This is a genomic window from Xenorhabdus budapestensis, from assembly GCF_017743015.1.
Classification (GTDB): Bacteria; Pseudomonadota; Gammaproteobacteria; order Enterobacterales; family Enterobacteriaceae; genus Xenorhabdus; species Xenorhabdus budapestensis.
On sequence record NZ_CP072455.1, the window covers coordinates 3006404 to 3020044 of the forward strand.

Annotated in this window: 15 protein-coding genes; 7 read left to right on the forward strand and 8 right to left on the reverse strand. The window is 41.0% G+C overall.

Translation table 11 applies throughout. The annotated features are described in order from the left end of the window. The first annotated feature begins 30 nt into the window (after window positions 1-30). Window positions 31-939 (forward strand): gp53-like domain-containing protein, encoded by a 909-nt coding sequence (locus HGO23_RS13115; RefSeq protein ID WP_209026937.1) that lies wholly within the window; start codon window positions 31-33, stop codon window positions 937-939. A gap of 2 nt (window positions 940-941) precedes the next feature. Beyond that, the gene (locus tag HGO23_RS19720; RefSeq protein WP_280529521.1) at window positions 942-1391 is read left to right on the forward strand and encodes a tail fiber assembly protein; all 450 of its coding nucleotides are present in this window, start codon (window positions 942-944) and stop codon (window positions 1389-1391) included. A 51-nt stretch (window positions 1392-1442) separates the two neighbouring features. On the opposite strand, the gene HGO23_RS13125 is transcribed toward HGO23_RS19720, so the two are convergent. From HGO23_RS13125 to HGO23_RS13135, 3 genes are all read right to left on the reverse strand, one after another. Next, the gene (locus tag HGO23_RS13125; protein ID WP_209026939.1) at window positions 1443-1856 is read right to left on the reverse strand and encodes a hypothetical protein; all 414 of its coding nucleotides are present in this window, start codon (window positions 1854-1856) and stop codon (window positions 1443-1445) included. Window positions 1857-2293: 437 nt separating this feature from the next. Then, the gene (locus tag HGO23_RS13130; RefSeq protein ID WP_209026940.1) at window positions 2294-2473 is read right to left on the reverse strand and encodes a hypothetical protein; all 180 of its coding nucleotides are present in this window, start codon (window positions 2471-2473) and stop codon (window positions 2294-2296) included. A 22-nt stretch (window positions 2474-2495) separates the two neighbouring features. Then, window positions 2496-3107: an LOG family protein gene (locus HGO23_RS13135; RefSeq protein ID WP_099134576.1), complete on the reverse strand. Its 612-nt coding sequence runs from the start codon at window positions 3105-3107 to the stop codon at window positions 2496-2498. Window positions 3108-3252: 145 nt separating this feature from the next. On the opposite strand from HGO23_RS13135, the gene rhtA reads away from it, so the two are divergent. From rhtA to HGO23_RS13150, 3 genes are all read left to right on the forward strand, one after another. Beyond that, complete coding sequence (rhtA, locus tag HGO23_RS13140) at window positions 3253-4143, forward strand: threonine/homoserine exporter RhtA (protein ID WP_209026941.1); 891 nt, start codon at window positions 3253-3255, stop codon at window positions 4141-4143. A gap of 246 nt (window positions 4144-4389) precedes the next feature. Beyond that, entirely contained in the window at window positions 4390-4896 is a 507-nt protein-coding gene (dps, locus tag HGO23_RS13145; RefSeq protein ID WP_099134574.1) for a DNA starvation/stationary phase protection protein Dps, read from the forward strand. A gap of 169 nt (window positions 4897-5065) precedes the next feature. Beyond that, window positions 5066-5287, forward strand: a complete 222-nt coding sequence (locus HGO23_RS13150) for an alkylphosphonate utilization protein (protein ID WP_099134573.1) — start codon at window positions 5066-5068, stop codon at window positions 5285-5287. 54 nt (window positions 5288-5341) lie between these two features. Here the strand turns inward: HGO23_RS13150 and dinG are convergent, their stop codons facing one another. Then, window positions 5342-7477, reverse strand: coding sequence for an ATP-dependent DNA helicase DinG (gene dinG, locus HGO23_RS13155; protein ID WP_209026942.1), 2136 nt, complete (start codon window positions 7475-7477; stop codon window positions 5342-5344). Between the two features lie 255 nt (window positions 7478-7732). On the opposite strand from dinG, the gene HGO23_RS13160 reads away from it, so the two are divergent. Next, window positions 7733-7918, forward strand: coding sequence for a hypothetical protein (locus HGO23_RS13160; RefSeq protein WP_209026943.1), 186 nt, complete (start codon window positions 7733-7735; stop codon window positions 7916-7918). 106 nt (window positions 7919-8024) lie between these two features. Continuing rightward, window positions 8025-8864, forward strand: coding sequence for a 3-mercaptopyruvate sulfurtransferase (sseA, locus tag HGO23_RS13165; RefSeq protein WP_209026944.1), 840 nt, complete (start codon window positions 8025-8027; stop codon window positions 8862-8864). A 131-nt stretch (window positions 8865-8995) separates the two neighbouring features. On the opposite strand, the gene HGO23_RS13170 is transcribed toward sseA, so the two are convergent. From HGO23_RS13170 to rhlE, 4 genes are all read right to left on the reverse strand, one after another. Beyond that, entirely contained in the window at window positions 8996-9244 is a 249-nt protein-coding gene (locus HGO23_RS13170) for a GlsB/YeaQ/YmgE family stress response membrane protein (protein ID WP_099134569.1), read from the reverse strand. Between the two features lie 463 nt (window positions 9245-9707). Beyond that, on the reverse strand, window positions 9708-10982 hold the full coding sequence (locus HGO23_RS13175; protein ID WP_099134568.1) for a bifunctional O-acetylhomoserine aminocarboxypropyltransferase/cysteine synthase: 1275 nt from the start codon (window positions 10980-10982) through the stop codon (window positions 9708-9710). Between the two features lie 242 nt (window positions 10983-11224). After that, entirely contained in the window at window positions 11225-12178 is a 954-nt protein-coding gene (gene dusC / locus HGO23_RS13180; RefSeq protein ID WP_099134567.1) for a tRNA dihydrouridine(16) synthase DusC, read from the reverse strand. 5 nt (window positions 12179-12183) lie between these two features. Beyond that, window positions 12184-13509, reverse strand: a complete 1326-nt coding sequence (gene rhlE / locus HGO23_RS13185) for an ATP-dependent RNA helicase RhlE (protein ID WP_209026945.1) — start codon at window positions 13507-13509, stop codon at window positions 12184-12186. Window positions 13510-13641: the final 132 nt, after the last annotated feature.

The following is a 13641-nucleotide window of genomic DNA, read 5'->3' on the forward strand; positions in this document are numbered from 1 at the left end:
TTTATCACTTTTATTGAGTGAGGATTAGCGATGCAAAAAATCGGTGATATTACGAACACCGCGGACAGTAACGGTGAATACACCAACGGGAATGTTGCAGCGGGTATACCGCCGACTATTTTAGAGTCAGGGTGGTTTAATACCGTGCAACGGGAAATGATTAACGTGTTGCTGAAAGCCGGAATGAAGCCGGATAAGACCAATGACGCCCAGTTGTCTGAGGCAATAGGAAAATTGGTATCTGATTCTCAGGTGGCATTGACTGACAGTTTCGGCCAATCCGGTTCACTGGCCGCCAGTCAGAAATTAGTGACCCATGCCAACGACAACGCCAACAGTCGGCTCGACAAAGCGCAGAACGGGGCAGATATCGAGGATAAAGCAGCGTTCATTAACAATCTTGGGCTGCGGGATACGGTGGACAGGGCGCATCATTCACTGGATCGCCGTACCGGAGGAGAAGTGAATGGTGATATTTCATCTCAGGGAAATCTTTCAGTTCAGAAGGATATTTCAGCAAAGGGGAAAATGAGTGCTGATGACGGTTTTTTGGCAGGGACTGCGACACTGACTCCGTGGGGAGATATTCGTGGAACCCAGTGGGGGAATGGGTGGCTGAGTCACTGGTTGAATGACAGGCTTGCCGAAAAACCGTCAGCTAAATTTATGGAGGACAGTCAGGGTTGGTGGCTGGACCCTACAACAGGCATCATTCTTCAATGGGGAAAGCTTGCTTCGAGTGGCGGGAATTTTAATTTTCCACGGGCGTTTCCTGTTGAATGTTTTCACGTATTCGTAACAAATAATACCTCGCAGGGGTCTAATATAGATAACGCATTTGGGTATCCAGTGAATAATCATCAATTTTATGCATCAACAAAAACTGTAGATGGGAATAACAGCGGACATCCAGTGGCATGGTGGGCAATTGGGAGGTAATAATGGGTATTGAAAAAATAAAACCCGAATTCAACAGAGATTATGATTATTTTTACAGCGCCTCAGCATCGGGCTTTGTTTACCGGCCGTATTCAGAACCCGGTGACTATCCTGATGACCTCAAACCTGTCAGTGATGAGTTGCACAACCAGATGTTTAAAGGACAGGCAAACGGGAAGCAGATTGTGGCTGATGAGAATGGTTTACCCATGTTGGCAGACCCGCCTCCACCGACACCGGAGGAACTACAGCAACAGGCCGAATCAGAGAAGCGTTATCGTATGTCACAGGCTACCAATGCGATAGCCCCGTTACAGGACGCTGTTGAACTTGACATGGCCACAAGCGAAGAGAAAGCTGCCTTAACCGAATGGCGCAAATACCGTGTGTTGCTCAACCGGGTCGACTGTTCCACTGCCCCCGATATCGCATGGCCGGAACCGCCGAAGTGAGGAGGGGGTGACAGGTACAAAAAAGCCCTCGTGGGGAGGGCTAAGAGGAGGTTAGCAAGCTAGCTTTAGTTTTGGGTAAATAATGCCGCGAAGTTCAGCTGGAATTTGGTCTTTTATTAAATTTATCGTTTGCTGTTCTGACTCAAAAAGCTCCAGTAACTCTTTTAGGATTAAATCTAAAGTGGATTCTCTATCCCATTGAACTTGATAATTACCGGAGTTTATTTTTTGCTCTACCCTTAATAGCTGTCTATCTGTATTATAAATGTATTTCATTTTTATGATGCTTTCATCATGCTCATCACAATCTTTGTACGTGACAATCACATTAATATAATTTTTCTTTTTCAGAGTCTCGATACTATCATATTCGTTCTCGAAAATAGCGGTCACTAACTCATCAGGCTGAACGCCTTTAGTAAGGCAAAAGGCAAGCATTTTGTCTATAACCTTATTTATTTTCATAGGATTACCTTATTGATGATTTATCATATTACCATTGTGGACTAACTGTGGAATATTTCTCTGGAAACCTTCCTATTTCCCTCACTTTGAACTACGAGAAGATTTCTCATAGTTGAGCTTCTGTCTAACTCACCGTCATCATAAATATTTGTTATATGAAGCGCGTTCGCAATATTCTGCATCAAACTTTTCAATCCCAATTAGCAGGGAATCAGCAAACAATAAACCTTGTTTAACGTTTTGAAGATACATCAAAGCTGTAACAGAGTTCATGCTATCAGCCTTAGTACGGAAAATAAACAATGGAATTATATTTACCCAAAAAACCAGTATTCCGTTAAACCATTCGTCTTCTTACCTTGCAGGTTATGTATATTGTTTTCGTTTGTACATATATTAGTACATTTTTAATTAATACAGGAAAATAACAAACATAATTATTTGTTTTTTATTATTATTTTAAATTTAATTGCATTCATGCTGGAAATAATAAATTCTTTATCCTGTTCCACATCTCTCAATCGGTCTGGCTGCAATGCAGCCATTTCACTGAATAATATATTGTAGAGTGATGAAATAGCATCAAGATCCTGCATAGAGGCTGTTCTTATTATCATGCCTGTGCTCCTAATATCAGTATTAATTGTAAGTTTTTATTGAAGGCACTACATAATGTTCAAAACGGTCAAGTAATACGGTAGGATTTTTCTCAATAATCGCCATATTACGATATTTTTCCTGCAAAAACCGCTCGTCCGCCATTTTATTAATCATAGAGATCAGAGGTTCATAGAAGTTATTAATATTCAGGATGCCACATGGTTTGCTGTTAAGGCCAATCATACTCCATGTAAAGACTTCACTAAATTCTTCCAATGTGCCAAAACCACCGGGCAATGCAACAAAACCATCAGCAAGTTCAATCATTTTATTTTTACGCTGATGCATGGTTTCCACAATATGAAGTTCAGATAAATTCTTATGAGAAATTTCGCGTTCTTCCAGCAATGCCGGAATTACACCGATAACTTTACCTCCTTCGTGTAATACTGTATCTGCAACTGTTCCCATAATTCCTACACTGGCACCACCATACACTAAAGTAATACCACGTTTAACAAGCTCTTTTGCAAAAATAATGGCATTCTTTTTGTAAATTTCAGATGCTCCCAAGCTTGAACCACAATAAACCGCAATGCTCTTTATTGCCTCATTTTTTTCTGATGAACTCATCACAACAGTCTCTTTCATGTCTAAACTCCACATTATTATTTTTTTAATTTCTGATTATACGTTAGCTTAATGATCATACAACATATAATACAGTTGAGTTCTGATTATTTCGCTGCGAAGATGACACTCCTAAATAACATGTTGTAATTGAGGTTTTCTGCAAATGTCTCTTTCCAAACATCGGGCGGCATCTTTTCCTCTACTTCCTATCGTTTTATTATTACTTTCAATGATATCAATTCAAGCTGGTGCATCATTAGCCAAAACAGTATTTCATGTCATTGGTGCTCCTGGTGTAACAGCTCTGAGACTTGCACTGGGGACAATGATTTTATTCCTGATTTTTAAGCCCTGGCGTCTGAAATTTCAGCGGTCATCAATCATCCCTCTCCTTGCCTACGGCATTTCACTCGGTGGAATGAATTATCTGTTTTACATGGCACTTTCCAAAATTCCTCTTGGCATCGCCGTTGCACTTGAATTTACCGGCCCTCTTGCTGTTGCGATGTTTTCCTCACGTCGTCCACAGGATTTTCTCTGGATCGCTTTGGTCATTGCCGGATTAGGTTTTCTGTTACCTATCGGGGATGACGTCAGCACACTTGATCCTATCGGTATTTTGTATGCATTAGGAGCAGGTTTTTTTTGGGCGCTCTATATTATCTTCGGTCAACGTGCCGGTGCAGGCTATGGTGCTGCAACGGTTTCGATCGGTTCATTAATTGCTGCTTTGATTTTCTTTCCAGTGGGGTTAATCCAAACCGGCCCGGAACTCCTGTCTGATGTCTCATTGTTGCCCGTTGCTTTGGGGATTGCCATTTTGTCGACTGCATTTCCCTATACACTGGAAATGATTGCGCTTACCCGCTTACCTGCCAAAACATTTGGTACTTTAATGAGTCTGGAACCTGCATTAGGTGCCTTGTCAGGTATCATTTTCCTGAATGAGCACTTAACTACGACGCAATGGCTCGCCCTTTTCTGCATTATCTGTGCCTCAATTGGTTCTACTTCCACCGTGAAACAGAAGACCAAAATCGAAAAGGTTGAATAAACTATTTTAATAATATTGCATAATTCCTCAAGGCCGGGCGAACTTAGTATTATCCGGTTTTGATTAATGATATTTTTATCAACTATCAATTTGATAGAATAAAGCAATATGACTTCTGATAAATGATCAGCTACTTTTAATGTATCCAATAAGATAATTCGTTATACCTTTTGGATTTCAAGATACAGCTAGAGGAGCTGAGACCTGAAAGACTATGGGTATAATTTAAATTAAGGGAGCATTACGATGAGTACAGCAAAATTTATCAGAAAAAATCCCTCTAAGTTGATTTACACCCGTAATAATATTGATGAGGGTATTAAGCAAAGTTCTATTTCCACCCTGAACCATATGGTGATCCAATTTATTGATTTGTCTTTGATGACCAAACAAGCCCACTGGAATATACGCGGCAGAAACTTTATTGCCATTCATCAAATGCTGGATGATTTCCGTACCACACTTGTTGAGCATCTCGATACTTTTGCAGAACGTGTAGTGCAATTAGGGGGAATTGCACTGGGGACGACTCAGGATGTTCATAAAGGGACTCGGCTAGAAAGTTATCCAACAGATATTCATGATGTGCAAGATCACTTAAAAGCACTGGCAGATCGCTATGCTATCGTTGCCAATGATATCCATCAGGCTATTGTTGATGCAAAGGATGAAGACACAGCAGATATGTTCACTGCTGCTTCCCGTGATCTCGACAAATTTTTATGGTTTATTGAAGCCAATATTGAGCAATGAGATAGAGAGTATCCTTTCATAATGTTAAGGCCGTTAGCACGGCCTTTTTTGTTATTAAAAATATCTAAAAATAGAAGTTATAGCGTAAAAAATCATACTAACCTTTAAAAAATTACTTTTCTCTTTATAATACTGTCTGTTCTAAAAATAAACATGAGGATTATATACGATGGATATCGAAGTCAAAGATACTAACGGTGCACTGCTGAATGATGGTGATTCAGTCCAGGTCATCAAAGATCTGAAGGTCAAAGGAACCTCTAACACATTGAAACGCGGTACATTAATTAAGAATATTCGTCTTACCAATCGGGAAGATGAAATTGAATGTAATGCCGATAAGATCAAAGGATTAGTATTAAAAACCTGCTTCCTGAAAAAAGTAGGATAAATAGCGGTTATCCATAAAATTCTGTTTAAAGGATAAATAATATTAACTCTTTTATTATTTATCCTTTTTTATCCGCACCAATTCTTCTTCCGAGGGTATTTTGGGCTGTTCAATCGGAAATACAGGTAACGCATTCAACAATCGGGAACCATAACGCTTGGTTAATAACCGTTTGTCATAAATCACTACATCCCCATAACATTCATGGCTGCGTATCAATCTCCCCACTTGTTGGATCAGACTGAAAGAAGCACTCGGCAGACTTTGCACTTCAAACGGATAACGCTTCAAAGATTTCAGCCATTCACTTTCAGTGATAATGACGGGATTTGTAACGGGTGGAAAAGCAATTTTATGGATATGCACTTGTGAAAGGTAATCGCCTTTCAGATCCAACCCTTCTGCAAAGGATTGTAACCCAACCAGAACACTCGCCTGCCCTTCATCAATACGCCTGCAATGGGTTTCCACCAGTCGATATCGCGGCTGATCTCCTTGTACCAATAACATTAGTCGTAAATCTTTTACGAAAGTGAGAAAACCGTCCATTGCTCGTTGGCTGCTAAATAACACCAACATCCCCTGATGTTTGCCCAGCAAAACTTGTGCACGAAAATAACGAGCCATCTCCTCAAGATGTTTCACTTCATTATGAATTGTGGGTTCTTCTGTCATCTTAGGAATAATCAGATGCCCTTGCCGCACATGCTCAAAAGGAGATGATAACGTAATAAAACGATCATCATGATTTTCATGTAACCCCGTCAGCTCCTGAATACGGGAAAAACTATTCAGGGAGCATAATGTTGCCGATGTCACCACAACATGAGGAATATTTCGCCATAATAATTGAGTTAATTGTTCACTTACCCGAATGCCTGCGCAATGAAAGTAGAGATGAGACTGATTCTTCTCATAACGGCGTGTTAACCATTTTGATATCGGGGCGTGGGAAGATTCCTCCTGTGCAGCCAATCGCCACAGTTTCGTCATATTTTCGAAATAACCTAATGTCCGGCTAGTCTGCAAGATAGCACGGTGCAATCTGACAATATCCTGTTTGGCTGTTTGCTCGGTAAGATCACTTAAAATCGCTTCAGATAAGCTGCGTAATCCATCAGTAAGTTTGAATAGTTGCTGGCAACACAACAGCAAGTTATCCGGCAGTTTTCCCAATTCAAACAGATATTCTTCCACTTCACTGTTTTCAGGCAACAACACCTGTGTGATATCCGACAGTTCTTTAAAACATTCACAGATTTTTTCACAGTGTGCCTGCAAACGGGTAATATTGGCTAAAGTGGGTGGTTTTGCCGGGCGAAACTGAAGCAAATACTGTTCTACATGACGAACAAACGAATCCAGTTGCCCATTTAACTGAAATAGTGTGATTTCCCCTTCAACTTCCAGTGAGTCCCTTGCAACATCGGGAACATGATGTCCTTCATCCAAAACCAGCAGCAGATTCTTAGCTTCCGGTAAGACAGATTCACTTTCCAGTGCTGCCATAACCAAAGCATGATTGGCAACCACGACATCGGCATCTTCGATCTCCCTTCTGGCAAGAAAGAATGGGCAGCGATGGTAAAACTGACAATTTCTCGCCAGACAGTTCATTTTATCCGTGCTGATCTTTGACCACAGCGAATCCGACAATGCCAGTTTATGGTGATCACGTAAACCATCCCAGACAGAAGTTGTGTAATCATTACGTAAACTGCGGCACAGCTCCCGTTCCTCACTATTGGCAATCGTTGTCTGATCTTCCACCAGAAACATCAAATCAATTTGCTCTCCATCAGCAGCACAAATAGCTTCCAGATTACGAGGACAAACATAACGCGCACGACCAAAAGCCCCGGTAAATTTCAAATCGGGAATAATATTTCGCAATAACGGTAGGTCTTTACTGTAAATCTGATCTTGTAAAGCGACATTGGCTGTACTCACCACTAATGGCTTTTGTTCCGCCCTACTGACAGCAATACCAGGGATAAGATAAGACAGCGTTTTTCCTACACCGGTTGGTGCTTCTATCACTAAATGCCGCCCTTCTTCATCTGCCAATGTTTTTGCTACTTCTGCAATCATCTGGCGCTGTGGAGCTCTTGGAACGAAGCCATTGATATGGATGGATAGTGCCTTATACCATTGGCTGATTTGAGTTTTTATTGAATTGGAAAGTGCCATGAGTTTTGCTGCATAAAAATTGGAACGCTATTCTCCCACAGAGTTGCTATCAGATCAGCCTGATATCGTAATTATTGGAAACGGCTTTCCAGCTTTTCCATTATAAAAACAAGAAAACTGCTTATATCCAATAGATTTCCTGTTGCATCTTGAAAAGTGAAGGGTATATCGCTTGTCTGGAATGCAGAAGCCTATATACTGCTGGCTTTCTATGTGACAAAAACCTTATAACTAAGAACGTTATTGAGAACAAAGATGAAAAAAATCCTGCTTATTATTATCGTATTATCCACTCTTGGCTCCATTGGCGGCATTATTTTAGCAGGAATGAATATGTATAACCGTTCAACAGCGTCAACAGAAGAACCTCAACAAGCACAGCAAGAGCAAATACAGCAGGAAGCAGTACAACAGCACACTACACCAACGGAACAACAATAGTAATCAATACATCTTCAAGTTTATTACAACCCCAAACTTATCAGTATCTGAACTGAACAACATAATGCATACAATATCCGACATTGCACATCAGATGAGGAAGCTTATGAACAATGAATATTTTGTGACTCCACAGTGGTTAAGTGAACATCTCAATGATGAGAATGTCGTTATTATTGATGCCAGTGCTCCCATGCCAACCCAAACTATCGATTATTATCAGAAGTGGTTGGAGAACCATATCCCAGGCGCCCAGTTTTTTGATCTTGATAAAATAGCTAATCTCCAGACCGAATTACCACATATGCTACCGGAGCCAGAAACTTTCCGACAGGCTGTCAGTGCAATGGGGATCAGTGAAAATCATTTGGTAGTAATTTACGATCAGGGGAATATGTTTTCTGCCCCTCGAGCATGGTGGACGTTTAAAATTTTTGGTGCTCAGCATATCCGTATTCTGGAAGGTGGCTTACAAGGCTGGCAACAGGCGGATTATCCAACGGAATCAGGAGAGGTCAGCCATCAGCCTCAGAAATTCAATATTCAATTTACGCCTGAATATGTTTTTTCCCAACAACAGATCCTGGATGCCCTGCAAAGCAATACGCCGACACAATTTATTGATGCCAGAGCAGAAGATCGTTTTCAGGCCAAAGTACCAGAGCCGCGTCCCGGTTTAAGAATGGGTCATATTCCTGGCTCTAAAAATGTCCCGTGGACAGCATTAATTGAGGATGGTCGCTATAAATCACCAGATGAAATCGAGCAAATATTTAAACATCAAAGCGTCGATTTAAATCGACCAATTATTACCAGTTGTGGCTCTGGTATGACAGCAGCCGTTTTAGTCTTAGGGCTTGATATAATCGGCTATAAAACAGCAGGACTATATGATGGTTCCTGGGCTGAATGGGGAGCAGATAATAGTCTTCCATTAGAAAGGTAGAGAGCTGTTTAATAAATTATAAGCACACCGAAATAAGAAAGGGCATTAAAGTATCATGCCTTTTTTTAACCCCTTTTTTCTATCGAACATATGATATCAACCATATGAAACCTATTACTTTTGCCAATCGATTAGTTAGAAACTTTATGGTATATAAATAGAACGATTAATGCGCCAATAACTGCAATAGAGAAACTTCCCAGGTTAAAACCATCTACTTTTCCCATACCAAAGAAAGTGCTGATATAGCCGCCAATAACCGCACCAACGATCCCAAGAATCACTGTCATAATGATACCACTGCTATTATCTCCCGGCATGATCCACTTCGCTATAATTCCGGCAATTAAACCAAAGATAATCCATGACAAGATACCCATATTCAACCTCCTGAATTTATTAGTTAATTAAGAGTTAATATTAGTTAAGAGCTAAAAATAGCTATGGGGTGATCTTACTGAAAGTTTCTTAATTCTACGTCCTAATTTAAGACACTAATTAAAAGAATTTCAAATAGTAAAAGATAAGATAATTGTAAGTAATTAGTGATATTTATAGAATTGACTGACATTAAAAATCGGCACTAATTAATTTAATATCAGTATTAATTTTGCCAGATTAAACATTATTATAAATTAGTCAATCCTAATTTTTGCAAATAATAAGACTTGTAGATCGACAAAAATCATCATAAATAACATTCATAAAAAACCAGAATAAGATAAAAAATCAAAAAATGGATTAATTAATATAAATAATCTTATTTATCATCAAAATCTACATATTTTCATAGCAGTATAAAAGCCTATCCAATTTAGGCTTTTATTCAAATAATATTGAAAATTATTTTGCTGTATCCAGTGCTTGTGCAAGATCAGCAATAATGTCATCGATATGTTCGATTCCGATAGATAAGCGGATCAGATCACGTGACACTCCAGCTTTTACCAATTCTTCATCATTCAGTTGGCGGTGAGTTGTGGATGCCGGATGACAAGCCAATGATTTTGCATCACCAATATTGACCAAACGTATAACCAATTGCAGAGCATCGATAAAGTGTATCGCTGCTTTTTCCCCTCCTTTGATACCAAAAGATAGAATAGCAGAAGACTTACCATCCATATAATGAACAGCCAAATCATATTCAGGGTGTGTCGGCAATCCTGCGTATTTAACCCAGGAAACCTGAGGATGTTGTTCCAGATACTGAGCAACTTTCAGAGCATTTTCAGTATGGCGTTCCATACGAAGAGCCAATGTTTCAAGACCTTGTAAGATCAAGAAGGCATTAAAAGGGGAAAGTGCCGCACCAGTGCTACGCAGTTGCCCGACACGGCAGCGAGCGATAAATGCCGCGGAACCAAAATGTTCTATATAGTTTATTCCGTGATAGGAAGGATCCGGCGTATTTAAAACCGCAAAACGATCTTGATGCTCTGCCCAAGAAAATTTGCCTGAATCAACAATTATTCCACCAATAGAAGTTCCATGACCGCCGATATATTTGGTCAGGGAATGAATGATAATATCTGCGCCATGTTCAAATGGGCGGCACAAATAAGGTGTTGCGACAGTATTATCGACAATAAGAGGAATGCCGTGTCGATGGGCAATATCAGCTAATGCCTGAATATCAATAATATTCCCGCTTGGATTGGTGATGGTTTCGCAAAAGACGGCTTTGGTTTTTTCGTCAATCATCGCTTCAAGGGTAGTAAGATCGTTATGATCAACGAAACGAACTTCAATCCCAATATTCGGGAAATTGTGTGCCAGTAAGTTATAAGTTCCGCCATACAATTTTGCTACGGAGACAATATTATCTCCCAAGCCAGTAATCGTCTGGATGGCGTAAGTGATTGCCGCCATACCAGAAGCAACTGCAAGCGCCCCAATTCCTCCTTCTAAAGCGGCGATACGTTTTTCCAATACATCATTGGTTGGGTTCATGATGCGGGTGTAAATGTTGCCTTCAACTTTTAAATCAAATAAATCAGCACCATGCTGAGAATCATCAAAAGAGTAGGACGTTGTTTGATAGATCGGGACTGCAACGGCTTTGGTTGTAGGGTCAGGTGAGTAACCGGCATGGATGGACAGTGTTTCTAATTTCATTATCATTTCCTTCAGTGAATTATAGAGTAAGGTCATGTATTCAACATACAGATTGACCTTACACATAAGGTACTCTTTCGATAAAAATACCAATGACTTTATCATGTATTTTCGGTGATTCTGAATAACCTCGGTATATTAAAATTCAACCGATTAATTCGTTTACCATAGAGTCAGATTTTCACGTCCAATACACAGAGTGAAGAAAGATGTATAACAAAAATATACTGTCACTTTATTATTTATGCGTACACATTACTCTCTACGGCTAAAGAAATAACTTCAGATATAGCAGATGAAGTTTTTAATGCTCTGATTTGCATAAATAATTCATCAGCTTCACCATATTCTTTACGTAAATAACCAAGCCATTGCTTGATACGTGTGACATGATATGAACCTGTATCTCCCTGCTTTTCCAACCAGATATATTTTTGCAGGAGCTGGAGCACCCCATGCCATGCCATTTTCGTTGCATTATATTTAATAACACAGCTTAGATTTGGCACATGCAGCGCACCACGTCCAATCATTACCGAATCACATCCGGTAACTTTGATACACTCCTGTGAACTCTGCCAATCCCATATTTCACCATTAGCGATCACCGGAATAGTAAGGCGTCGGCGGATCTCTCCAATCGCCTGCCAATTTATGCATTCTGCTTTATAGCCATCTTCCTTAGTACGCCCATGCACAACCAATTCCGTTGCACCAGCCTGCTGGACAGCATCCGCAATTTCAAACTGACGGGCATCAGAATCCCACCCCAGACGTATTTTGACTGTAACCGGCAATTCTGCCGGTACAGCTTCCCGCATGGCTTTAGCACCACGGTAGAGATGTTCAGGATCTTTCAGTAATGTGGCCCCTCCTCCACTACCATTAACTGTTTTGGAAGGACAACCACAATTTAAATCAACTCCCCACGATCCCAATTCCACCGCCCTGACCGCATTTTCAGCCAACCATTCAGGATATTGCCCCAAAAGCTGTATCCTGACCGGCGTACCCGATGGAGTCCTGCTCTGATGATGCAATTCAGGACATAAACGGTAAAAAGATTTCACTGGCAGCAAGCTGTCCACTACACGCAAAAATTCGGTAATGCAAAGGTCATACTCATTGACCTCACTCAACAACTCCCTAACCAATGAATCCAAAACCCCTTCCATCGGAGCCAGCAAAACACGCATGGAATTTACTCTCCTGCTGCCGCTTTGACCGACCTGCGATAACGGCGCTGCTGTGATGGTGAACCTTTGCCACGTGGGCTGCGACTATGATGTTGCTGGTCATCCTGTTTGTTACTGCTTCGCTGATCCTGACCACGGGATTGATTACTGCGCCCGTTGCGTCCATTCTGGATAGGCTCCGCTTTGATGGAAGGATCGGGTTCATAGCCAGGGAGCGCGATACGTGGAATTTCCCGTTTCAGCAAGCGTTCAATATCTTTTAATAGTTTATGCTCATCAACACACACCAGTGATATTGCCTGCCCTGTTGCTTCTGCACGACCAGTGCGGCCAATACGATGTACGTAATCCTCTGCAACATTAGGTAATTCATAGTTAACAACGTGAGGTAATTGGTCGATATCCAATCCACGAGCAGCAATATCCGTTGCGACCAACGCACGTATCTGGCCTGTTTTAAAATCGGCCAATGCACGAGTTCTGGCCCCTTGACTCTTATTACCATGAATCGCCGCCGCAGTAACACCATCCTTATTAAGTTGTTCTGCCAGACGGTTCGCACCATGTTTAGTGCGGGTAAACACCAATACCTGCTGCCAGTTTTGGCTGCCAATCATGTAAGAAAGCAATTCTCCCTTGCGTTTCTTATCCACAAAATGGACAGACTGGTCGATCTGTTCAGAAGCCGAGTTACGGCGAGCGACTTCAACACTAACCGGATCACGCAGCAATTTATTAGCAAGATTTTTGATTTCATCAGAGAATGTAGCTGAAAACAGTAAGTTCTGACGTTTAGCGGGTAGTTTATTCAGTACCCGACGGATATCATGAATAAATCCCATATCTAACATGCGATCAGCTTCATCCAAAATCAAAATTTCCACACGGGATAAGTCCACGGCATTCTGATGTTCCAGATCCAGCAAACGACCCGGTGTGGCGACCAAAATATCTATTCCACCACGTAATTTCATCATTTGTGGATTGATGCTAACACCACCAAATACTACAAATGAACGCAATCGGAGGTATTTGCTGTAATTACGCACATTTTCACCGACTTGTGCGGCCAATTCACGGGTTGGTGTCAGGATTAATGCCCTGACCGGGCGGCGGCTCTTGGATTGAATGGGAGATTCGCTCAATAACTGCAAGACAGGTAAAGTAAAGCCCGCCGTTTTCCCCGTTCCTGTCTGGGCACTGGCCAGGAGATCTTTACCAGATAGCACAACAGGAATTGCCTGTTGCTGAATAGGGGTAGGTTCTGCATAGCCTTGTTCTTGAACGGCACGCAAAATATCAGCCTTCAAGCCGAGTGACTCAAAATTCATAAATAAGAAATACTCCAGACTTCACCATTCCTGATATCAATTCAGGGGCAGTTTTATGGGAAGAAAAAATAGACGCGATAAATCGCAAAAGAAATTACACAAACTGCAATGCACCATAAGCGTGGCATTATA

Bases quoted from the DNA above. Each gene is read 5' to 3' on its own strand.
- HGO23_RS13115 (WP_209026937.1), top strand. From the start codon at position 31: ATGCAAAAAATCGGTGATATTACGAACACCGCGGACAGTAACGGTGAA.
- HGO23_RS19720 (WP_280529521.1), top strand. From the start codon at position 942: ATGGGTATTGAAAAAATAAAACCCGAATTCAACAGAGATTATGATTAT.
- HGO23_RS13125 (WP_209026939.1), bottom strand. From the start codon at position 1,856: ATGAAAATAAATAAGGTTATAGACAAAATGCTTGCCTTTTGCCTTACT.
- HGO23_RS13130 (WP_209026940.1), bottom strand. From the start codon at position 2,473: ATGATAATAAGAACAGCCTCTATGCAGGATCTTGATGCTATTTCATCA.
- HGO23_RS13135 (WP_099134576.1), bottom strand. From the start codon at position 3,107: ATGAAAGAGACTGTTGTGATGAGTTCATCAGAAAAAAATGAGGCAATA.
- rhtA (WP_209026941.1), top strand. From the start codon at position 3,253: ATGTCTCTTTCCAAACATCGGGCGGCATCTTTTCCTCTACTTCCTATC.
- dps (WP_099134574.1), top strand. From the start codon at position 4,390: ATGAGTACAGCAAAATTTATCAGAAAAAATCCCTCTAAGTTGATTTAC.
- HGO23_RS13150 (WP_099134573.1), top strand. From the start codon at position 5,066: ATGGATATCGAAGTCAAAGATACTAACGGTGCACTGCTGAATGATGGT.
- dinG (WP_209026942.1), bottom strand. From the start codon at position 7,477: ATGGCACTTTCCAATTCAATAAAAACTCAAATCAGCCAATGGTATAAG.
- HGO23_RS13160 (WP_209026943.1), top strand. From the start codon at position 7,733: ATGAAAAAAATCCTGCTTATTATTATCGTATTATCCACTCTTGGCTCC.
- sseA (WP_209026944.1), top strand. From the start codon at position 8,025: ATGAACAATGAATATTTTGTGACTCCACAGTGGTTAAGTGAACATCTC.
- HGO23_RS13170 (WP_099134569.1), bottom strand. From the start codon at position 9,244: ATGGGTATCTTGTCATGGATTATCTTTGGTTTAATTGCCGGAATTATA.
- HGO23_RS13175 (WP_099134568.1), bottom strand. From the start codon at position 10,982: ATGAAATTAGAAACACTGTCCATCCATGCCGGTTACTCACCTGACCCT.
- dusC (WP_099134567.1), bottom strand. From the start codon at position 12,178: ATGCGTGTTTTGCTGGCTCCGATGGAAGGGGTTTTGGATTCATTGGTT.
- rhlE (WP_209026945.1), bottom strand. From the start codon at position 13,509: ATGAATTTTGAGTCACTCGGCTTGAAGGCTGATATTTTGCGTGCCGTT.